General features: G+C 26.0%; 18 protein-coding genes. 6 read left to right on the forward strand and 12 right to left on the reverse strand.

Annotated elements, in window-relative coordinates:
* The first annotated feature begins 19 nt into the window (after window positions 1–19).
* Entirely contained in the window at window positions 20–1,534 is a 1,515-nt protein-coding gene (gene nuoM, locus TGUWTKB_RS00330; protein WP_041062360.1) for an NADH-quinone oxidoreductase subunit M, read from the forward strand.
* 23 nt (window positions 1,535–1,557) lie between these two features.
* Window positions 1,558–3,033, forward strand: a complete 1,476-nt coding sequence (locus TGUWTKB_RS00335; protein WP_041062362.1) for an NADH-quinone oxidoreductase subunit N — start codon at window positions 1,558–1,560, stop codon at window positions 3,031–3,033.
* A 2-nt stretch (window positions 3,034–3,035) separates the two neighbouring features.
* On the opposite strand, the gene guaA is transcribed toward TGUWTKB_RS00335, so the two are convergent.
* The 5 genes from guaA to prmB all read right to left on the reverse strand — a co-directional run bounded on the left by guaA (window position 3,036) and on the right by prmB (window position 9,689).
* Window positions 3,036–4,631: a glutamine-hydrolyzing GMP synthase gene (guaA, locus tag TGUWTKB_RS00340; protein ID WP_041062364.1), complete on the reverse strand. Its 1,596-nt coding sequence runs from the start codon at window positions 4,629–4,631 to the stop codon at window positions 3,036–3,038.
* 67 nt (window positions 4,632–4,698) lie between these two features.
* Window positions 4,699–6,165: an IMP dehydrogenase gene (gene guaB, locus TGUWTKB_RS00345; protein ID WP_041062367.1), complete on the reverse strand. Its 1,467-nt coding sequence runs from the start codon at window positions 6,163–6,165 to the stop codon at window positions 4,699–4,701.
* Window positions 6,166–6,386: 221 nt separating this feature from the next.
* Window positions 6,387–7,601: a beta-ketoacyl-ACP synthase I gene (fabB, locus tag TGUWTKB_RS00350; protein WP_041062370.1), complete on the reverse strand. Its 1,215-nt coding sequence runs from the start codon at window positions 7,599–7,601 to the stop codon at window positions 6,387–6,389.
* 74 nt (window positions 7,602–7,675) lie between these two features.
* Window positions 7,676–8,740, reverse strand: coding sequence for a chorismate synthase (aroC, locus tag TGUWTKB_RS00355; RefSeq protein ID WP_041062374.1), 1,065 nt, complete (start codon window positions 8,738–8,740; stop codon window positions 7,676–7,678).
* A gap of 22 nt (window positions 8,741–8,762) precedes the next feature.
* Window positions 8,763–9,689, reverse strand: coding sequence for a 50S ribosomal protein L3 N(5)-glutamine methyltransferase (prmB, locus tag TGUWTKB_RS00360; protein ID WP_041062377.1), 927 nt, complete (start codon window positions 9,687–9,689; stop codon window positions 8,763–8,765).
* Between the two features lie 113 nt (window positions 9,690–9,802).
* Between prmB and smrB the strand changes: the two genes are divergently transcribed.
* Entirely contained in the window at window positions 9,803–10,324 is a 522-nt protein-coding gene (gene smrB, locus TGUWTKB_RS00365) for an endonuclease SmrB (RefSeq protein WP_041062380.1), read from the forward strand.
* Between the two features lie 1,065 nt (window positions 10,325–11,389).
* Here the strand turns inward: smrB and glyS are convergent.
* The 4 genes from glyS to rnhA all read right to left on the reverse strand — a co-directional run bounded on the left by glyS (window position 11,390) and on the right by rnhA (window position 15,699).
* A complete protein-coding gene (glyS, locus tag TGUWTKB_RS00370; protein ID WP_041062383.1) occupies window positions 11,390–13,471 on the reverse strand; it encodes a glycine--tRNA ligase subunit beta in 2,082 nt (693 codons plus the stop codon).
* Between the two features lie 24 nt (window positions 13,472–13,495).
* Window positions 13,496–14,380 carry a glycine--tRNA ligase subunit alpha gene (gene glyQ / locus TGUWTKB_RS00375; RefSeq protein ID WP_041062386.1) on the reverse strand — a complete coding sequence of 295 codons (885 nt, stop codon included), beginning with the start codon at window positions 14,378–14,380 and terminating at the stop codon, window positions 13,496–13,498.
* A 94-nt stretch (window positions 14,381–14,474) separates the two neighbouring features.
* The gene (gloB, locus tag TGUWTKB_RS00380; RefSeq protein WP_041062389.1) at window positions 14,475–15,224 is read right to left on the reverse strand and encodes a hydroxyacylglutathione hydrolase; all 750 of its coding nucleotides are present in this window, start codon (window positions 15,222–15,224) and stop codon (window positions 14,475–14,477) included.
* A 7-nt stretch (window positions 15,225–15,231) separates the two neighbouring features.
* Window positions 15,232–15,699, reverse strand: coding sequence for a ribonuclease HI (gene rnhA / locus TGUWTKB_RS00385; RefSeq protein WP_041062392.1), 468 nt, complete (start codon window positions 15,697–15,699; stop codon window positions 15,232–15,234).
* A gap of 31 nt (window positions 15,700–15,730) precedes the next feature.
* Between rnhA and dnaQ the strand changes: the two genes are divergently transcribed.
* On the forward strand, window positions 15,731–16,459 hold the full coding sequence (dnaQ, locus tag TGUWTKB_RS00390; protein ID WP_041063492.1) for a DNA polymerase III subunit epsilon: 729 nt from the start codon (window positions 15,731–15,733) through the stop codon (window positions 16,457–16,459).
* 96 nt (window positions 16,460–16,555) lie between these two features.
* Window positions 16,556–17,509: an allantoinase PuuE gene (puuE, locus tag TGUWTKB_RS00395; RefSeq protein WP_052459513.1), complete on the forward strand. Its 954-nt coding sequence runs from the start codon at window positions 16,556–16,558 to the stop codon at window positions 17,507–17,509.
* A 37-nt stretch (window positions 17,510–17,546) separates the two neighbouring features.
* Here puuE and TGUWTKB_RS00400 read toward each other — a convergent pair whose 3' ends face one another.
* Genes TGUWTKB_RS00400 through TGUWTKB_RS00410 form a run of 3 tightly spaced genes read right to left on the reverse strand, consistent with a single transcriptional unit; the run spans window position 17,547 to window position 20,733 of the window.
* Entirely contained in the window at window positions 17,547–18,944 is a 1,398-nt protein-coding gene (locus TGUWTKB_RS00400) for an AtzE family amidohydrolase (protein ID WP_041062395.1), read from the reverse strand.
* Entirely contained in the window at window positions 18,941–19,123 is a 183-nt protein-coding gene (locus TGUWTKB_RS00405; protein WP_041063494.1) for an AtzG-like protein, read from the reverse strand. The genes TGUWTKB_RS00400 and TGUWTKB_RS00405 overlap by 4 nt, the downstream gene beginning before the upstream one ends.
* Window positions 19,124–19,137: 14 nt before the next feature.
* Window positions 19,138–20,733, reverse strand: coding sequence for a gamma-glutamyltransferase family protein (locus TGUWTKB_RS00410; protein ID WP_041062397.1), 1,596 nt, complete (start codon window positions 20,731–20,733; stop codon window positions 19,138–19,140).
* A 225-nt stretch (window positions 20,734–20,958) separates the two neighbouring features.
* Here TGUWTKB_RS00410 and TGUWTKB_RS00415 point away from each other — a divergent pair, with 225 nt between their 5' ends.
* Window positions 20,959–22,143, forward strand: a complete 1,185-nt coding sequence (locus tag TGUWTKB_RS00415; protein WP_052459584.1) for a pyridoxal-phosphate-dependent aminotransferase family protein — start codon at window positions 20,959–20,961, stop codon at window positions 22,141–22,143.
* Window positions 22,144–22,155 lie beyond the last annotated feature (12 nt).

Here is a 22,155-nt window from a genome sequence, read left to right on the forward strand (position 1 = left end):
TTATGAGAGAATATTTGCTGTGTTACTACCTTTTTTAATCGTTATTCCTTTTATCGGTGGTTTGCTTTGTTGTTTAACTGAAAAATTGAATATAAAAATACCTAGATGGATAGCATTAATTACTACAGGAACATTTTTAATTAGTGTTCTTTATATTTGGTCAACATGTAAAAATAACATTAATTTTTATTCTAAATTTCCATTTTGGAAAATAGAGTTTCTTTATCCTTGGATCCAAAGATTTCATATTAATTTTCATTTTGCATTAGATGGTTTGTCACTAACTATGTTGGTTTTGACAAGTTTATTAGGATTCATGGCTGTTTTATGTTCTTGGAATGAAATACAGAAATATCAAGGATTATTCTACTTAAATTTAATGTGGATACTTGTTGGAGTAATAGGAGTTTTTATTGCTGTTGATCTTTTTTTGTTCTTTTTTTTCTGGGAAATTATGTTAGTTCCGATGTATTTTTTAATTGCTCTGTGGGGTCATAAAGCTTCTAACGGAAAAACACGTATTTCTGCAGCTACTAAGTTTTTTATTTATACACAATTGTCAGGATTAGTAATGTTAGTAGCTATTTTAGGTTTAGTAGCGATACATTATTATACAACAGGAATTTTAACTTTTAATTATGAAGATCTTTTACATACAAAAATGCCTTATTATGTAGAATATTTATTAATGATCGGTTTTTTTGTTGCTTTTGCTATAAAAATGCCAATAATTCCCTTACATGGTTGGTTGCCAGATGCGCATAGCCAAGCTCCTACTGCAGGTTCTGTAGATTTAGCTGGAATCTTATTAAAAACAGCAGCATATGGTTTGTTAAGATTTAATTTATGTTTATTTCCTCATGCTTCTATAGATTTTACTCCTATTGCTTTGTTCTTAGGTTTATTAGGGATTTTTTATGGTGCTTTTTTAGCTTTTTCACAAAATGATGTTAAGCGTTTAATTGCTTATACTTCTATTTCTCATATGGGTTTTACATTAATTGGTATTTATAGCTTTAATCAACTTGCTCTTCACGGAGTTATAGTACAGATGTTTGCTCATGGCATTTCTAGTGCTGCTTTGTTTATTTTATGCGGTCAACTGTATGAACGTACAAAAACACGCAATATCCATGAAATGGGAGGGTTGTGGTCTTCCATAAAATGGATTCCAAGTTTATCATTATTTTTTTCTATGGCCAATATTGGAATACCAGGAACTGGTAATTTTGTTGGTGAATTTATGATTTTAATTGGTAGTTTTAAAATTATACCTTGGGTAGTAGTTATTAGCATATTTGGTTTAGTTTTTGCATCAGTATACTCTCTTCATATGATGCAACGTATATATTTTGGTTTATTACCGGCGATTTTATCTAAAAGTGTCACTCATTTTAAACAAACTGAGTTACGTGAATATTTTATTATTATAACGCTCACTCTTACATCTGTGATAATAGGTATTTATCCACAATTACTTTTAAACGTTTCATATGAATCAATTAATGATCTTTATAAATGGATCATGATTTAAAAAATTAAAGGTTTTTATTTTTTATGAAAATTACTATGCAACAATTAATTGCGTTATTTCCATTCATTATAGTAGCTAGTACTACTATACTTGTTATGTTATCTATTATCTTTAAAAGAAATAATTTTTTAAACGTAATTTTTGTAATAATAGGTTTATTTTTTGCTCTTTTTTCATGTTTTTATTTAATAAAAAACAATCAAACTATTAATATTGCTTCAATGTTTGAAATAAATAATTATTCAATATTTTTTTGTATATTAATTTTGTTAACAAGTATTATAACTTGTTTTTTTGCACATCTATGGTTAAAATTTTTTCAATATAATACTGCTGAATTTTATTTATTAACTCTTATTGCTACACTAGGATCACTAACATTAGTTATTTCTGTTCATTTTGCATCAGTTTTTGTTAGTTTAGAACTATTATCCTTGCCTCTTTTAGGATTAATTGGATATTCTTTTCATCAAAAAAAAACTATAGAATCAGCTATTAAATATACTATATTATCTGGAGTAACATCTGCTTTTGTTTTATTTGGAATAGGTTTAATTTACTTAAACACAGGAAAATTAAATTTTTTTCAACTTTATGAAGCTTTTTATAATAATAGGATAATAAATTATCCGCTATTATTAATCGGTTTTGGAATGTTAATCACAGGGATTTTTTTTAAAATGTCTATATTTCCGTTTCATCTTTGGACTCCAGATATTTATGAAGGATCTCCTATTCCCGTTACAAATTTTTTAGCTACAATTAGTAAAATTTCTATTTTCAGTTTTTTTTTACAACTATTATGTGTTTTTATACCGATAGAAGAAAAAAGCATTTATTTAATTATTAGCATAATGGCTGCTTTTTCAATTATTTTTGGCAATCTTATGGCAATAAACCAAATGAATCTTAAAAGGTTAATAGGATATTCATCTATTGCTCATTTTGGATACTTGATAATTTCTGTAGTTGGATTAGAAACTATTAATTTTAATTTTATTAAAGAAACAATTATTGTGTATATTATTGGATATTTACTTAGTATTATTTGTGTTTTTGGTATAATTAATTTAATGGCCTCTTTTCATAAAAAAGAAATATCGCATGCAGATTCTTTATATTGTTATCGTGGTCTTTTTTGGAAAAATCCAGTTTTGGCTATTACATTTACTGTTTCTATGTTATCCCTAGCAGGGATACCTAGCACTTTTGGTTTTCTTGGTAAATTTTATATTATTGTTTTAAGTATGCAAACGAGTTCTTGGTTTTTAGTATTTGCAATTCTTTTGGGTAGCGCAATTGGATTATATTACTATTTAAGAGTGGTCATAAGTTTATTTCTTAAAGAAAGATCTTTTGATAATATTTATGAAATTTCAAAAAACTGGTGTTTAACTCCTACTGGTTTAATAATTATAACATTAAGTTTTCTAAACATTTTATTTGGAATTTTACCCCAATTATTATTTTCTTTTTTAAAAAAAATATGTGTGATATAAAATCATTCCCATTCTATAGTAGCAGGTGGTTTATTAGTAATATCATAAACAACACGCGATATTCCACGTATTTCATTTACTATACGATTAGAAACATGATCTAAAAAAGAGTAAGGTAACGATATCCATTTTGCAGTCATAAAATCAACGCTTTCTACTATTCGTAGTGCAATTATCCATTCATGATGACGATTATCACCTTTGATTCCGACAGATTTTATAGGAAGAAAAACTGTAAAAGCTTGACTGACTTTATAATATAAATCTGCATTAAATAATTCTTCTATTAGAATATGATCAGCTTGTCTCAAGATATCACAATATTCTTTTCTTATTGTACCTAAGATTCGTACTCCAAGACCTGGTCCTGGAAAAGGATGGCGATAAATTATTTCTTTAGATAAACCTAATGTTAATCCAATTTTTCTTACTTCATCTTTAAAAAGATATCTTAAAGGTTCAATTAATTTTAAGTTCATTTTTTTAGGCAAACCACCAACATTATGATGAGATTTAATAGTTGATGTATAAGAATAAATATCTTTTTGAGATGAGGAGGATTCAATAACGTCTGGATAAATTGTTCCTTGAGCTAACCATTTAATATCCTCAATAGATTTTTTTGCAGTTTCTTCAAAAATTTCAATAAAAATATTTCCAATTATTTTTCTTTTTTTTTCTGGATCTTCTACATTAGAAAGTGCTTGCAAAAATTTTTTTTCTGCGTGTATATATATAATTTTTAGTTTAAATTTATTTTTTAATATCGATAAAATACTATCAGCTTCGTTGATTCGCATTAACCCGTTATTTATAAAAATACATGTTAATTGTTTACCAATAGCATGATTTAATAATATCGCTGATACTGAAGAATCAACGCCACCAGATAAACCTAAAATTACTTTATCTTGTTTAACTTTTTTACGAATATTAATAACAATATTGTCGATTATCTTATCAGATGTCCATAAAGAAGGATGGCAATTACAAATATTATAAATAAAACGCTGTAAAATTTTTTTTCCTTGAAGAGTATGCGTTACTTCAGGATGAAATTGTAAGCCGTAAATTTTTTTTTTTTTGTGTTCTACAATTGCAAATGGGCAATTTTTTGTTTGTGCAACTATATCAAATTCTTTAGGAATTATGATAACCTTATCCATATGGCTCATCCAAACATTTAATAATGGATTTCCTTGTGAATTAAAACTATCATATATATTTTTTAACAAAAGACTTGATTTTTTGGTAATTTCTACTTGAATTGATCCAAATTCACATTCTTTAGATTTTTCTGTTTTTCCTCCTAACTGATTCATAATAATTTGCATGCCATAACAAATACCTAATATTGGGATATTAATATGAAAAATTTTATCATCTACAGATGGATAATTCTTATCAGTAGCGCTTTTTGGACCACCTGATAAAATAATGCCGTTTGGAGAAAAATTAAGAATTTTTTCTATAGTAGTATTCCATAAATAAATTTCACAATATATTTCTAATTCACGTACACGTCTTGCCAATATCTGTGTATATTGAGAACCAAAATCTAAAATTAAAATACGATTTTTATTATCTTTTTTTATCATTAAAGTTTATTCCTACATAAAAATAACTACAAATTTTTTATAAAACATGAAATATTTTTTAGAAGTTTTAGTCCGTACGATGATAATTTGGAGATTCTTTTGTAATCGTAATATCATGAACATGGCTTTCATTTAATCCAGCATTACTAATTTTAATAAATTTAGTTTTCGAGCGTAACTCATGAATATTTAAACAACCAGTTAGCCCCATACATGATCTTAAACCTCCCATTTGTTGATATATAATATCTTGCAATGTTCCCTTATAAGCAACTCTTCCTTCAATGCCTTCTGGAACAAACTTATTATTTATTTCTGTATTTTGAAAATAACGTTCGGAAGAACCTTTTGACATAGCTCCTATAGAACCCATTCCTCGATACGATTTAAATGCACGACCCTGATACATTTCAATATCTCCAGGCGATTCCTCGGTACCAGCAAGCATGGAACCTACCATTACACAATGTGCTCCTGCAGCAATAGCTTTTGCGATATCTCCAGAAAAACGAATACCTCCATCTGCTATAATTTTTACGTTTGTTTTTTTTAATATAGCAAAGCTATCATAAATAGCTGTTATTTGAGGAACACCAACACCAGTAATAATACGAGTAGTACAAATAGAACCAGGACCTATTCCTACTTTTACAGCATCAACGCCTGCTTTTGCTAACGCTAAAGCTCCATCACTTGTCGCAATATTTCCACCAATAATATCAATATTTGGATATTTTTTTCTTATTGTACGAATAAATTTTATTATATGTTTTGAATGACCATGAGATGAATCTACTAATAAAACGTCTACTCCTACATTAATTAATGATTCTACACGATCTTCATTATCTTGTGATATTCCAATAGCTGCACCAACTCTTAAACATCCTTGATTATCTTTACATGCATTAGGTTTACTTTCTGCCTTTTTGAAATCTTTAACCGTAATCATACCGCACAAATGAAAGTTATTATCAACTACTAATACTTTTTCAATACGTTTTTCGTGCATTTTTTTTAATACTATGTCGCTGTTTTCTCCTTCTTTTACTGTAACTAATTGTTCTTTTGGTGTCATCATTTTTGTTACTGGCAAATCTAAATTATTAACAAATCTAACATCTCTGCTTGTTATAATGCCAATTAGTTCATTAAATTTATTAACGATAGGATAACCTGCAAATCCATTTTTTTTAGTTAATTTTTTTATTTCACGTAAAGTTGTAGTAGGAAGTACCGTTTTAGGATTTTTCACTACACCACTTTCATATTTTTTTACTTTTAACACTTCTTTAGATTGGTGTTCAATAGACATATTTTTATGAATAAATCCAATACCTCCTTCTTTAGCTAATGCTATAGCTAATTTTGATTCAGTAACCGTATCCATTGCTGCAGATAATAATGGAATATTAAGATGAATATTTTCTGTTAATTTTGTACAAAGATTTACTTCATTTGGTAAAATTTTAGAATATGCAGGAACTAATAGTACATCATCAAAAGTTAATGCTTCTTTAACAACACGTAACATGAAAATTTGTTGACCTCTTTTCGTTAATACTAAAAATGTTATCTTTTTGTAATTTAAATAGAATAATAAATTTTTAAAAGTTTATAAAAAACAACTATATTATAGCAAAAAAAACATAAAATTTTTACCATCTGTAATAAATATTAATTTTTTTAATCAAGAATATACCATTTTAGTGTATCCTTGATTAAAAGTTAATAATATCTTCCTTTATAAAAGAATTAATATCTACATAAAACTAGTGTAGCATTTGTGCCACCAAATCCAAAACTATTAGACATTACTGTGTTTATCTTTTTTTTTAAAGTTTTTGTAACAATATTCATATCTTTTGCAAGAGGATCTAACTCTTTCACATTAATACTAGGAGCAATAAAATTATTTTTTAACATTAATAAGGAATAAATAATTTCTTGAGCACCAGCTGCACCTAAAGAGTGACCTGTCATAGATTTAGTTGAAGAAATATAAGGAATATTTGGATAAAATACCTCTTTTATTGCAAGAAGTTCTTTTATATCGCCGATTACTGTGGATGTTCCATGAGCATTAATGTAATCAATTGGATTCTGAACATTGTTCATAGCCATTTTCATACAGCGTATAGCGCCTTCTCCAGAAGGAACAACCATATCTGTACCATCAGATGTAGCGCCGTAACCTATAATTTCAGCATAAACCTTTGCGTTTCTAGATAAAGCATGTTCTAATTCTTCAACAATAAGAATACCGCTTCCACCAGCTATTACAAAACCATCACGTTTTATATCATAAGTACGGGATGCTTCTTTAGGTAAGTGATTATATTGAGTAGATAAAGCTCCCATAGCATCAAATTCACATGCCATTTCCCAACTTAATTCTTCTCCACCTCCAGCAAAAACTATATCTTGTTTTCCTAACTGTATTTGCTCAACAGCATTACCAATACAATGTGTAGAAGTCGCACATGCAGAACTAATGGAATAATTTATGCCATAAATTTTAAAAGATGTAGCTAAACATGCAGATATCCCAGAAGCCATTGCTTTTGTAACAATATATGGTCCAATTGCTTTCAAACCTCGTGAACTTCGCATTGCATCTGCACCTAATACTTGAAAATGAGGAGATCCTCCTCCAGAACCAATAATTAATCCTACACGCGGATTTTTTTGATAAACTTTATCAGAAATATTAGCATCTATAATAGCTTCTTTTGTAGCAAGATAAGCATAAATAGATGCATCACTCATAAAACGCATGTTTTTTCTATCTATTAAACCAGTAACATCTATTTTTATATTACCCCAAACATGACTTCGCATTCCAATGCTTTTCATTTCATCTGAAAAAACGATTCCAGATTGACCCTTTAAAAGTGATTGTAATACTTCTTCTTTATTATTACCAATACTGGAAATGATTCCTATACCAGTAATTACTGCACGTTTCATTTAATGAATTACCTATATTTTAATTAAAGTATTAATATAAGTTTTAATTTATATTAATGTTTTTGATATTTTTATTATTTATTTTCATGATAATAATAATTACGCAAAATATGATCCATCAAAACAATTGCAACCATAGATTCAGCTATAGGTATTGCTCGTATTCCTACACAGGGATCGTGACGTCCTTTAGTAATTATTTTTACTTCATTTCCAAAACGATCAATCGTATTACATGGTTTCTGAATACTGGAAGTAGGTTTCATAGCAATATTTAATATTATTTCTTGTCCAGTACTAATTCCTCCAAGCATACCACCAGAATGATTAGTTTTAAAACCATTTTTATCAATTTCATCTCGATGAAAACTTCCTTTTTGATTTATTACAGCAAATCCGTCACCAACTTCTATTGCTTTTACGGCATTAATACTCATTAATGCATGAGCTAAATCTGCATCTAAACGATCAAAAACAGGTTCTCCAAGACCCACAGGAACATTCTTAACTAAAATTCTTATTTTTGCTCCAATAGAATCTTTTTCTTTTTTTAAAGTTCTAATTAACAGATCTAAAGAATCTAATTTATCTGGATCTGGACAAAAAAATGGATTTTTGTCTATGAAATCTAAATTTTTAGAATCACAAACAATATCCCCCATTTGTGAAAGATATGCACATATTTGAATATTATATTTTATTTTTAAAAATTTTTTTGCAATTGCTCCTGCTGCAACTCTCATAACAGTTTCTCTTGCAGAAGAACGGCCTCCTCCCCGATAATCACGAAATCCATATTTTTTTTGGTATGTATAATCTGCATGACCTGGTCTAAATAAATCTTTTATTTGATTATAATCTTGAGAACGATGATCTTCATTTTTTACCAATAAACCAATAGGTGTACCAGTTGTTTTTCCTTGAAACATCCCCGATAAGATTTTTATTTTATCTAATTCACGACGTTTTGTAGTATAATGAGATGATCCAGGACGACGACGATTTAATTCAGATTGTATATCATCTTCAGTAATGGGTATTCCAGAAGGCATACCATCAATAATACATCCGAGTGCTTCTCCGTGAGATTCTCCAAAAGTAGTAACTCTAAAAGATTGACCTATGCTATTTCCTGCCATATTAACACCTCATTTACAATATTTAATAAATTAAATATTGTTTAGAATCAATGATCTGCTGAAAAGTTAAATAAAACACTCCTTTTCCACCGTTGTTTAATTCAATCCAAGTAAAAGGTATATTAGGATATTTTTTTTTTAAATTTTCAATGTTATTTCCTACTTCGCAAATTAATATACCATTTTCATTCATATAATCTGAAGCAATAAACAAAATACGATTGATAAAATTTAATCCGTCATTCCCACCTAATAATCCTATATGAGGTTCATGAAGATATTCTTTTGGAAGATTTCGCATATCTTCGTTATTTACATAAGGTGGGTTAGTTATAATTAAGTCATATTTTTTAATAGGGATATGAAGAAATAAATCAGAATGTATAAGTTTTATACGGTGAAATAAAAAATGATTATTAATATTAATATTAGCTACTGCAAGTGCATCAGCAGAAATATCAACAGCATCAATTTGTGATTCAGGAAAGACATATGCGGAAGCAATAGCAAGGCAACCGCTGCCAGTACACATATCAAGAATAAATTTAGGAGAATGAGAAACAATATTTTTAAAATTATTATTAATTATTTCACCAAAAGGAGAACGTGGGATTAAAACACGTCTGTCGATATAAAACTCATAATTACAAAACCATGATTTATTAGTTAAGTAAGGAACAGGAATACGTTTTTTTGTACGTAACATAATGTTATCAATAATTTTTTTTCTTTCGCTCCACGTCAATTTAGCTTCTTTAATATTTTCAGCTAAAGAATCGATAGGTAAAAAAAGTGTTGGTAAAATTAATTGTACAGCTTCATCCCATGGATTATCTGTTCCATGACCGTAATAAATATTTTCTGATTCAAAACAACTTACTGCCCATCTGAGCATATCTTGTAGAGTTTTTAATTCATTAATTGCTTCATTAATAAACATGTTTTCCATTATTTTTTATACTAAGTTAAATAAATAAGTTATTCTTACATAAAATAATAGAAAATAAAGTAATTCAATACAAAAATTATTTTTATATCTAAATATGATAAAAGAACATTTATATGAATAATAAAGGTATTAATAAAAGTGATAAAATACTTTTTCGTCAAGTTATGTACGATACTTATCGCATAAAACAAGATGTAATTACGTATAAAAAGCAAAAAACAGATAAGAAATTAATTAGTAAAAGTTTTTTAAATGAACTAAATCATTCGCATTATTTTACTAGTTATAATCAATTGTTATCTTTTGAATCTCCAATACGATATGTACGTAACAATATATACAATAAAGAATTAAAAAAATTAAGTAGAGGATATTATAAACCAGAAATTTTTCTTGATTTACATGGATTAAATCAAAGGCAAGCTAAAATGAAGTTAGCTTCATTAATTATGTTTTGTCGTGATCAACAATTATTTTGCGCTAATGTTATGCATGGGCATGGTGAACATATTTTAAAAAAACAGATACCTCTTTGGTTAGCTCAGCATCCTCATGTTATTGCATTTCATCAAGCAATAAAAATTTTTGGCGGTACAGCAGCTTTATTAGTATTAGTTGATATTAAAAATTTTTAAAAAATATAAATTTTTTTTAGAATCATTATTTTTTATAAAAATAAATGATCTATAATATTTTTATTTTTTAAAATAATTATAATACTAACGATAATTTATTTTTATAAAAATCAGCAAATTTTTTAATAATAATTAATATGAAATATAAAATTTATTTTTCATAAAATTGTAATGTAAAAAACATAAAACATAATATTTATCTTAAACGTCCTATTGATTGAATATTTTTATTGATTTAAACATTTATATCAAAAATATACTAAAATAGTTATTAAAAATATTTAATTCATTTACTGAAGAAACTGTATACACAGTTTATCATACAATTTTATTTTTAATAAAACTGGAAAAATATTATTTTTATTAATGATTTTTTATATTTTTTCTAAAAAAGTTGTAAATTTATTAAAACAATATAAGAAAAACATTGAAGAATATAATTATTCGTTATTTTATAACCAATTTATGGGAATGATTATTGTTACTTTATGATAAAAAATATTTATTAAAGCTACTAATAATAGTTATAGTGTATTGCATTTTTTTTAGAAGTAATTATTAAAGACTTTTTTATATCTAAAAAATCTTTAAATAATTTGTATTCGTTATTTTAATATAACAAGATTTTATTGATTGTGTAACCTTAAATTTATTTAAAAATATTAAAAAATTTATTTTTTATTATCATTAAAATAGCAATAAGCATATGTAATATGTATAGAATATTTATAATATATTATATGCATTGTAAATAAATATATAAAAGCTTTAAAAAATTTCAAAAAATAAAAAAAAATAAATATAAAACGTATAATTTTGAGAAAAAATATAGCATATTGATATTAGAACTTTAATATTTTAAAAAAAAATTCTTAAAGAGAATATCATTTAATATAAAATAAGTAAGAATAAGAGAGTTATAATATTTTTGTACTGATCTCTCTTCGATCAGAGCAAACATTACATTAAGTACAAAAAAAAGAAATTATATAAATAATAACTAATTTTTTTAGACATAGTGTATGTATCATTTATAAAAATTAAAAAGTGCTAAAAATACAGATGTTATAATTCACTGTTTTTTAAAAAAGAAAAATCTGCAATTTTTAAGAAAATTTCTTTTATATTTTTTAAAATTAATAATCGATTTTTATATAATTTTTTGTTTGTAACGTTAATTTTTACATTTTTGAAAAAATTATTTACTGGTTTTATTAAACTCATTGTTTCGTTCAATAAACTTTCATAGTTGTTTTGTTCTATTAAATGATCAATAATATTATTGATTTGATTAATAACTTGAAATAATTTAATTTCATCATGTTCTACTAAATATTTAACGTTTATTTTATCAGGTAATACAACATTTTTATTTATTTTAGAAAAAACATTAATAATACGTTTATTTAAATCAAGTAAAGCGTTTATTTGCTTTGAATTGTAAAATAACGTAATAGCTTTAACTTTAGCATCAAAATTCATAGGTTTTGTAGGTCGAAAAATTAATATCGATTTAATAACGTTTGAATTATATTTTTTATCCTTATACCATGAGAGTAATCTCTTTAAAAGGAAATCAATAATTATCTCTTTTTTTGTTTGCTGTAATTGATTATAGCATTCAATAGATTTTTCAACTAAATTATTTAAATCGATATGAAAACGATTGTGAACAATAATTTTTAATAATCCTAAACCTGCACGTCTTAATCCAAAAGGATCACTGTTTCCTTTTGAAATTTTTCCTAAAATCATTATACCCGTAATTACATCAATTTTTTCTGCAATACTTAAAATAGATCCGATTATGTTAGAAGGCAGTATATCATTAGAAAACCGAGGTAAATATTGTTCTTTTAAAGCAATAGCAATTTCTTTTTTTTCTCCATTATTAAGTGCGTAATACATACCTACTATTCCTTGAAGATCTGGATGTTCGTTTACTAATTGAGTAACTAAATCACATTTGGATAATAATGCTGTACGTTTTATAAGCTTATCGTCTATATTAAGTGTATTAGCAATCCATATTGACAATTTTTTAATTCTTTTTGTTTTATCGTACATATTTCCTAAATCTTTTTGAAAAATAATTTGCTTAAGTTTCAATAAACGATCTGCAAAATTGATTTTCATGTCCTGAGTAATAAAAAATAGAATGTCAGAAAAATGTGAATATAAAATTTTTTCATAATCAGCAACAATAATTGTAGAAGATTTAGATTTAATATTAGCAACAAAAATAAAACTTTTTAGTAAATTATGATTAATATCATATATTGGAAAACATTTTTGTTTTACTTCCATAATATATATAAGAATTTCTTGAGGTATAATAAGAAATTTTTTATCAAAACTTCCATAATATATGTTAGGGGATTCAACTAAAGAATTAATTTCGTTAAGTAATGCACTATTAAATTTAATAATTCCACCTAACTTTCTAGCAGTGCTTTTAATATCTTTTTTAATTTTTTCTTTTCTTTCATTAAAATCAGCAATTATTTGGTTATTCTTATAAAGAATAGATGGGTATTCATTAGCATGATTTAAAAATAATTTATTTTTTCCTAAAAAACGGTGCCCATTTATATAACGATTAGACTGTATATTAAACAGTTTCATATTAATTAATTCATTGTCTAATAAAACTGTGATTGTACGGATAGGTCGTACGAAAGGTGTAATATCCATATGCCATTTCATGGAATATGGAGCAGAGATTTTTTCCAAAGTTTTTTTTATAATTTCAGGTAATAAGATTTTTGTTAATTTACCTTTTATTTTTTGATAATAAATTAAAGAATAACCGTTATTTCTTTCTAAGAATTTAGTTTTTAAAATATCAATTTTATTTTTAAACGCCCAAATTTCAGCAGGTTTAGGAATTTTTTTATTTAGATCAAAAATAGAAGAAAAATAAGGACCAATTTTTTTAATATTTTGATCTAACTGGTATTCATGTAATTTAAAAATTTTTATAGCTAATCTTCTTGATGTTGCAAATATTTCTACATTACCATGCATTATTTTTAATTTTTTTATTTCGGATACTAAATGATTACAAAAATTTTTTGATAAATTGTGCAATATTTTTTGTGGTAATTCTTCTGTTCCAATTTCTACTAAAAAAGTTTGTTTATTCATAATAATTTATAATATGACAATTTTTTATATTTTTCTCATTAGCTTACAATAAGTTTTAGCAATAGATTTAGTTAATTTATGAAGTCGTAAAATATAGTCTTGACGTTCAGTAACTGAAAAAGCTTGACGAGCATTCATTAGATTAAAACAATGTATTGCTTTTAGCGCCAATTCGTAAGCTGAAATAGGTAAAGGTTTTTTTAAATTAATTAAGTGTTGTATGTCTTTTTCGTATTGGTTAAAACAATATAAAAGAAAATCAACGTTTGCATATTCAAAATTATAAGCAGATTGATCTTGTTCATTTTTAAGAAAAAAATCACCGTAAGTAATTTTATTAAATAAATTTTCATCCCAAATGATATCATAAACATTATTTTTTTGCTGAACATGCATAGCTAATCGTTCTAAACCATAAGTTATTTCTACACTAATTTGTTTGCAAGAAATACCCCCCATTTGTTGAAAATAAGTAAATTGAGTAATTTCTATTCCGTTCATCCAAACTTCCCATCCCACTCCACAAGCGCCTAAACTTGGGTTTGACCAATTATCTTCGATAAATTGAACATCATTCTTTTTTAAATCTATTCCAATACTTTTTAAAGAATTTATATATATATCTTGTATATTTTGAGGAGGAGGTTTAATAATAACTTGTAATTGATAATAGTGTTGTAATCGATAAGAGTTTTTTCCATAACGTCCATCATTTGGACGACGTGAAGGTTGTAAATAAACTGCTGACATAGGTTCATTGTTAATTGCACCAAAAAAAGTAAAAGGATGAGATGTACCAGCACCAACTTCTAAATCTATGGGATGTAATACATTGCATCCTTTATCTGACCAATATTTTTTTAAAATGCGTATAATGTTTTGAAACGTTATTAATGTAGATTTATTCATTATGAATTTTATGATAAGAATTTGATGAATAGTTAATTCAAAAATTTTTTATATATATAATAATTTTCTTGTTAAGAATAATTTTTATATTGCATTAAAACGTATCTTTTTTTTTACGTAATAAAGCAAGAATATCCCATAAAAAGTTTGTTTTAACATGAAAAAATTTTTTTATTTTTTTTTCTTTGATGCGAAAAAAAATATTAATTTTTCTTTCCTTTGATAAAGTTGTTGGAAAATTTATTCTTGTTTTTTTTGTTTTATTTTTTATTTTCCTATAATATGAAGAAAAGTATACATCTTTTGGAAAAAGTGTATAAGAGAATTTCATATTATTTAAAGAATATTCATGTCCAGGACATATAATAGTTTGTTCGGGTAAATTATTAATTCTATTTAAAGAATTATACATATCTTTAGCCGTTCCTTCAAATAAACGTCCACAACCTCCAGAAAATAAAACATCACCACAAAACAAATAAGGTTTAATATAATAAGAAACATGTCCCATTGTATGACCTGGTGTTAATATTACAAAAATTTTTTTTCCTAAAATATTAATACTATTATTACTAACAACGATATAGTTATTATATTTTTTTGTTATTTCTTTTGGACCAAATATTTTTATTTTTGGCCAAATTTTGCATATATTATATACTCCTCCTGTATGATCTTCATGATTATGCGTAAGAAAAATTCCAATAGGATATAATTTATTAGAATATATTTTATTTATTAATAATTTTGTATCACCTGGATCAATGATGACGCAATCTTTTTTTTTGTTATATAAAATCCAAATGTAATTATCTTTTAAACTTAATACACCTGTAATATTCATATTAATATTATTTTTTATATATGTATCCAGTATCTATATGATCTGGAAATTTTGCAGCTTTTTTGGCTAAAATATCACAAATTTCGTTTTCTTTATGACCATTATGACTTTTTAACCAATACCATTTTATTTTATAATGAAATTTAATAACGTGATCTAATTTTTTCCATAAGTCAATATTCTTAACAGTTTTTTGTTTAATTTTCCAATTATTTATTTTCCATTTTTTTATCCATATATTAATTCCTTGATTTAAATATTGACTATCAGTGTAAATTTTAATATCACAAGCCTGGTTAATTGTTTCTAATGCAACAATAGCTGCCATTAATTCCATTCGATTATTCGTTGTTAGATGATATCCAACACTCATTTGCTTTTCATATGTATTATAACGTAAAATGATTCCATATCCACCAGGACCTGGATTTCCTAAACAAGAACCATCAATAAATATTATTACTTTTTTATACATTTCTTTTAATAAATTACTATTTAAAAAAAATATGAACATTATCAATAATCGTCAAATTGTTTTAGATACTGAAACAACTGGAATGAATACTATTGGTGCACATTATGAAGGACATCGTATTATTGAAATTGGAGCAGTAGAAATTATTAATCGTCAGTTAACAGGAAAAAATTTTCATGTTTACTTAAAACCTAATCGTTTAGTAGATATCAAAGCATTTAATATACATGGTATATCAGATAATTTTCTTTCTAACCAACCAAAATTCAATGAAGTTGCAAAAAGTTTTTTTAAATATATTGTGAATACTGAACTGATTATTCATAATGCAGCTTTTGATATAGGATTTATTGATTATGAATTTTCATTATTAATGAAAAAAAAATTTAAATTAGAAAATTTTTGTAAAATAACTGATAGTCTAAAGATCGCAAGAAAACTGTTTCCAGGAAAAAGAAACAGTTTGAACGCGTTATGTTCACGTTATAACATTAATAATAATAAACGTATTTTGCATGGAGCTTTATTAGATGCTGAAATTCTTGCACAAGTTTATTTATTAATGACAAGTGGTCAAATATCTTTTTCCTTTCATCAAAGGAAAAGTTATGATAAAGATATTGATTATAATAAAATTCATAAAAAAAACAAAGTATTAAATTTACCTATAATATATGCAAAAACCAATGATATTGAACAACATATAAAATTATTAAAAATTATAAAAAAAACAAATAAAAATTGTTTATGGAATAGTTGATTTTTATTTATTTTAACGTACAAACAAAAGTAATTGACAAACAAATAAATTTCAAATATAGAAAAATTTAGTTAAAATATATTTTAAGCTAAATCTATGAAGATGAATTTGAAAAAAAATAATACATGCGCTATAAAATATTCACGTGATTTTATTGGTTATGGTAATAATAGTCCTAATTTTCGTTGGCCAAATAACACAAATATTGCAATTCAGTTTGTCTTAAATTATGAAGAAGGAGGAGAGAGTCATATACAAAATGGAGATAAATTTTCTGAAAAATTTCTTTCAGATATAACAAACGCACAAGAATATAATAATATTCATATGTCTATGGATTCAATTTATGAGTATGGTTCTCGTGTAGGTTGTTTGAGAATTATGAAAGAATTTCAAAAAAGAAATTTACCTCTCACGATTTTTGCTGTAGCAATAGCATTAGAAAAAAATTCAGAAATCATATCAATAATTAAATCAAATTACTTTGATATAGTGAGTCATGGTTTTCGTTGGATTAATTATCAAAACATTAATGAGAAAATTGAAAAAAAACATATAGATCAAGCAGTAAAAATATTTATTAAAATTTTTAATAAAAAACCAACAGGTTGGTATACAGGAAGGGATAGTCCTAATACCCGTAGATTAATAGTAGAAAATGGTTCTTTCATTTATGATAGTGATTATTATGGCGATGATTTACCTTTTTGGACAAAAGTAACTTGTAAAAATAAAATCATAAAACCTCATTTAATAATTCCGTATACATTAGATTGTAACGATATGCGTTTTGTTACACAACAAGGATTTGGAACTTCAGAACATTTCTATAAATATTTACGTGATACATTTGATGTTTTATATAAAGAAGGAAAAAACACACCTAAAATGATGTCTATTGGAATGCATGGTCGAATATTAGGTCGACCTGGTCGGTTCAAAGGATTGCAAAATTTTCTTGATTATATTCAACAATATAAAAAAATTTGGATCTGTACACGACAACAAATTGCTGAATTTTGGATAAAAAATTTTCCTTATTCTTTTTGAATAAAATATTTATAAAATTAAGTATTTTAATTTATTTTTATAGTCTAATATTCCTAGGTTTCAATAATATTTCTTTTTTTTCTAATTCCCAAGCTATTCTTAAAGCATTTATTTCTTTAAATGGAGAAGCAATTATTTGTATTCCAATTGGTAATTTTTTATCAGTCATTAATGGCACGCTACAAACTGGTAAACCAATAAAAGAAATTGGTTGTGTTAATAACCCCATAGCCACACGTGGTGAAAAATTTGTATTATTAATAATCATGTTTTCTTGTCCAATTAAAGTAGCACTACAAGGAGTAGATGGTGCAATTAATATATCAATTTTTTTAAAAATAGATGCAACAATTTTTTGAAAAATACGTCGAAAACGTTGAGCTTGAATATACCAAGTATTTGGTATCATAGAACCTGCTAAAAGTCTAGGGTATGAATAACTATCCATTTTTAATGATTTACGTAAATATGGTAAGTAATTATTTCCAGCTTCAGAGGCTGTAATAATAAAAGCAGATATACGAGCTATAATTGCTTCAGGTAAAATAATTTCTTCTTGTATATTTAATGATTGAGCAACTTTTTTAACTGCTAGATTCGCATGTTTATCACACCACTTTTTAAAAAAACCTCCAAGAACAGCGCATTTTAATCCTTTTGCACCTTTTTTAATACAATTAAAATTATACATCGAATTATCAGAATAAGAAGATTGAAAACAATCTTGTATATCACGTCCACATAAAACATTATAAACAAGTGCAAGATCTTCAACACAGCGAGCAAAATGACCAACATGATCTAAACTGCTTGAAAAAACGTGCACTCCGTTTCGAGAAATACGTCCAAAAGTTGGTTTTAACCCAAAAATTCCACATAAAGAAGCAGGTACTCTTATTGAACCATTTGTATCAGTTCCAAGCGAAAATGGAATTAAACCTGCAGATACTGCTGCAGCTGATCCTCCTGATGAACCACCTGCTATACGTTTATGATCATGTGGGTTACGCGTAGGACCATAATCGCTATTTTCTGTAGTAAAACCATATGCATAAGCATCCATATTTAATGCACCTGTTAACAAAGCTCCTGACTGTAACAATTTATTTATTGTCCATGCATCTTTAATAGCGGGTTTGTTTTTTTTAAAAATTTTTGATCCAACTAATGTTATATAATTTTTTATATTAAAAATGTTTTTAACCCCATAGGGTATTCCTAATAAAGGTAAATTTTTAATGTTTTTAAAATATTTTTTCTCAAGATTAGTTGCTTCAAGCAACATACGTTTTTCAGTAATTGTTATCCAAGCATTTAATTGTGGATTATATTTTTGAATATTTTTTATCGTTTCTTTCGTGATTTCTTGGATACTTATTTTCTTTTTAAGAATAGCTGATTTCAATTGTTTAATAGTTAGTCCAAAAATATTCATGCATTAAAAACTCCTGATATTTCTATATCATATTCGATTGGATAACTCATTAAAATTATTGATAATTCTTCAATTTGTTTTAATTGATATAATAATTTTAAACGATTAGTATTATTTATCTTTAGTTCTAAAATATCTTCCATATGATGAATATAATTCATCCAATTTTTTTTTTTCATATAATATCTGTTTTTTAAAAACCACATGCGCTTCCGTTGCTACGTGGATCATAAGCACCTTCTAATATTCCATTACTATGACGAACAATTATACCTGCATGACCAACTTTTTCACTATATTGAGATAGTATCTCTATGTTATGTCCCATTTTTTTTAAATCTTTTAAAATATTTATAAAAAATCGATTTTCGAGTTTTAAGGTGTTACAATTTTTACCCCAATTTCTTCCAAATAACCAACGAGGCGCACTAATTGCATCTTGAAGTGGTATATTTTGTGTTACATATCGATGAAAAATTGTTGCTTGTGTTTGCGGTTGTCCATCTCCACCCATTGATCCATATACCATTAATTTACCATTTTTTAATATAGCTAAAGAAGGACAGAGAGTGTGAAATGGTTTTTTTTTAGGGAATAAAGTTAATATTTTTTTAGGTTCTAAAACAAAAGATGAACCTCTATTATTCCATAAAATTCCTGTTTTAGGAATAACAACACCACTGCCAAACTCATGATATATACTTTGAATAAAAGAAACTGCAATACCATTTTTATCTATAGCACCCATCCAAACAGTATCATTTTTAAAAAAACTATTATATAAAAAATCAGTAGCTTTATGCTTATTTATTTTATCAAATAGAGATTTTAAATAATCTTTTGAAAGTAATGATTGTAAATTTTTGTTCATATAAATAGGATCAGTGATATATTTATCGCGCATAAAAAAAGCTATTTTTGTTGCTTCGACAATATAATGAATATTATGTGATTCTTTTTTATAATTAATTTTAGATAAGTTATCAATAATTCCTAATATAACTAGAGCAACAAAACCTTGGGTTGGAGGCATTGTATTCCATATTTTTCCTTTACTATGAGACAAATATAAAGGAACATGGGATTGTGCACGATAACTCATTAAATCATTTAAAGTAATAGGAATATTTAGTTTTAACATACCTTTTGCTATTTTACACGCTGTTTCTCCTCGATAGAAACTATCTAAACCATCTTTACTTAAATTTATTAATGTTTTTGCTAATTCAGGTTGAAAAAAAAGGTCACCAGGTTTATAAATATTTTTATTATCTTTTAGAAAAATTTTAGAAAAACCAGGTTGATTAATTAATTCTAATTTTTTAGATTCAGTCATAATACTTTGTGATAAAGTGATTGGAAAACCATTACTTGCATAATTAATTGCATCATTTAATAATTCATAAATAGAAAAGGATTGCAAAATTTTTTTTTCTTTTATTAAATTTAATGCTTTTTCCCATCCACTAACAGTACCTGCAATTGTTAATGCTGATTGTGGACCTCTATAAGGAATAGTTTTTTTGTTATTAAAGTATTTTATGTTAGCTAATGACCCAGAAAATCCACTTGCATCAATAGCTATAGGTTTTTCTTTAGGGAACATAATAATCCAAAATCCATCACCTCCTAATCCGTTCATATGAGGATAAACTACTGAAATGGTTGCTGCAGCTGATACCATTGCTTCAATTGCGTTTCCACCTTTACGTAATATTTTTAATCCGCTTGAACTAGCTAAATGGTGAGGAGTAACAACCATTCCATTAACAGACATATTGCTTTGCATATTTTTAGTTTTTAATATAAATGTACAACTATTTTATTTAAAAAAACTTTTAATGAATTTTTATATAAAACAAAAGAATTAAAAATTATATTTTATTTTAAAAAATCATTTAACTAACTATCATTTATAATAAAATTATAGTTTTTACTTAATAAATATTAATAATGGTTATCTTCTGTGAAGAATAATATATATAAACAAATAAATCCTCCTCAAAGATTGCTTATGGGTGCTGGACCAGTAAATGTTGATCCTAGAGTATTAAAAGCAATGTCTAGTAATATAATTGGACAATATGATGAGATAATGATTAATTATATGGATGAAGTTATGCAATTATATCGTCAATTATTTATGACAAAAAATTTTTGTACTTTAATTGTAAACGGTACATCAAGAGCTGGTATTGAATCTATTTTTGTTTCTATAATAAAACCTGGGGATAAAGTTTTAGTTCCTATTTTTGGTCGTTTTGGTTATTTATTATGCGAAGTTGCTTATAGATGTCGCGCAAAAGTTTATAGAATAGAAGTTGCTTGGGGGAAAGTTTTTAGTGCAAATAAAATTGAACACTATATTAAAAAAATTAAACCAAATTTTTTGTTTATTGTCCATGGAGATACTTCTACAACAATGTTACAACCTTTATCTGATTTAGGAAAAATTTGTAAAAAATATAGCGTTTTTTTTTATACTGATGCTACAGCTACTATTGCTGGAAACTTTTTAAAAACTGATGATTGGGAATTAGATGCAGTTTCTGTAGGTATGCAAAAATGTTTAGGAGGTCCTTCTGGCAGTTCTCCTATTACTATTAATAAAAAAATGGAAGGTATCATTAATAACAGGAAATCTATAGAAGAAGGTTTACGTAATTCTTTAGATAAAATAAACAAAAAATACATATCTTCAAATTATTTTGATTTATCAATGATAATTGATTACTGGGGAGCTAAACGTTTAAATCATCATACTGAATCAACTACTGCACTATTTGCAGTTCGTGAGTGCGCTAGAATTATTTTAGAAGAAGGTCTTGAAGAAAACATTAAACGTCATAAATTACACGGTGATGCCTTACTAAAAGGAATATTAGGTATGGGTTTAAAAATTTTTGGTGATATAAAAAATAAAATGAATAATGTTGTTGGAATTATTATTCCAAAAAAAATAAATGGTGAACAAGTACGTTCATTAATGCTTAACGATTTTGGCATCGAAATCGGCACTTCTTTTGGTCCATTATATGGAAAAATATGGAGAATTGGAACGATGGGATATAATGCAAGAAGAGATTGTGTTTTACAAACTTTAAGTGCATTAGAATCAACGCTACATCGTTTAGGTTTTAAAATAAATCATGGTCATGCTTTACAAGAAGCATGGAATCACTATGATAAAATGAGTTAAAAAAAAGGACTT

Origin of the sequence: Candidatus Tachikawaea gelatinosa (genome assembly GCF_000828815.1) — a bacterium.
Taxonomy (GTDB): domain Bacteria; phylum Pseudomonadota; class Gammaproteobacteria; order Enterobacterales; family Enterobacteriaceae; genus Tachikawaea; species Tachikawaea gelatinosa.

Excerpts from the sequence above, each read along its gene's own strand:
- TGUWTKB_RS00335 (WP_041062362.1), top strand. The coding sequence starts at position 1,558 with ATGAAAATTACTATGCAACAATTAATTGCGTTATTTCCATTCATTATA.
- guaA (WP_041062364.1), bottom strand. The coding sequence starts at position 4,631 with ATGATAAAAAAAGATAATAAAAATCGTATTTTAATTTTAGATTTTGGT.
- guaB (WP_041062367.1), bottom strand. The coding sequence starts at position 6,165 with ATGTTACGTGTTGTTAAAGAAGCATTAACTTTTGATGATGTACTATTA.
- fabB (WP_041062370.1), bottom strand. The coding sequence starts at position 7,601 with ATGAAACGTGCAGTAATTACTGGTATAGGAATCATTTCCAGTATTGGT.
- aroC (WP_041062374.1), bottom strand. The coding sequence starts at position 8,740 with ATGGCAGGAAATAGCATAGGTCAATCTTTTAGAGTTACTACTTTTGGA.
- prmB (WP_041062377.1), bottom strand. The coding sequence starts at position 9,689 with ATGGAAAACATGTTTATTAATGAAGCAATTAATGAATTAAAAACTCTA.
- smrB (WP_041062380.1), top strand. The coding sequence starts at position 9,803 with ATGAATAATAAAGGTATTAATAAAAGTGATAAAATACTTTTTCGTCAA.
- glyS (WP_041062383.1), bottom strand. The coding sequence starts at position 13,471 with ATGAATAAACAAACTTTTTTAGTAGAAATTGGAACAGAAGAATTACCA.
- glyQ (WP_041062386.1), bottom strand. The coding sequence starts at position 14,380 with ATGAATAAATCTACATTAATAACGTTTCAAAACATTATACGCATTTTA.
- gloB (WP_041062389.1), bottom strand. The coding sequence starts at position 15,224 with ATGAATATTACAGGTGTATTAAGTTTAAAAGATAATTACATTTGGATT.
- rnhA (WP_041062392.1), bottom strand. The coding sequence starts at position 15,699 with ATGTATAAAAAAGTAATAATATTTATTGATGGTTCTTGTTTAGGAAAT.
- dnaQ (WP_041063492.1), top strand. The coding sequence starts at position 15,731 with ATGAACATTATCAATAATCGTCAAATTGTTTTAGATACTGAAACAACT.
- puuE (WP_052459513.1), top strand. The coding sequence starts at position 16,556 with ATGAAGATGAATTTGAAAAAAAATAATACATGCGCTATAAAATATTCA.
- TGUWTKB_RS00400 (WP_041062395.1), bottom strand. The coding sequence starts at position 18,944 with ATGAATATTTTTGGACTAACTATTAAACAATTGAAATCAGCTATTCTT.
- TGUWTKB_RS00405 (WP_041063494.1), bottom strand. The coding sequence starts at position 19,123 with ATGAAAAAAAAAAATTGGATGAATTATATTCATCATATGGAAGATATT.
- TGUWTKB_RS00410 (WP_041062397.1), bottom strand. The coding sequence starts at position 20,733 with ATGCAAAGCAATATGTCTGTTAATGGAATGGTTGTTACTCCTCACCAT.
- TGUWTKB_RS00415 (WP_052459584.1), top strand. The coding sequence starts at position 20,959 with ATGGGTGCTGGACCAGTAAATGTTGATCCTAGAGTATTAAAAGCAATG.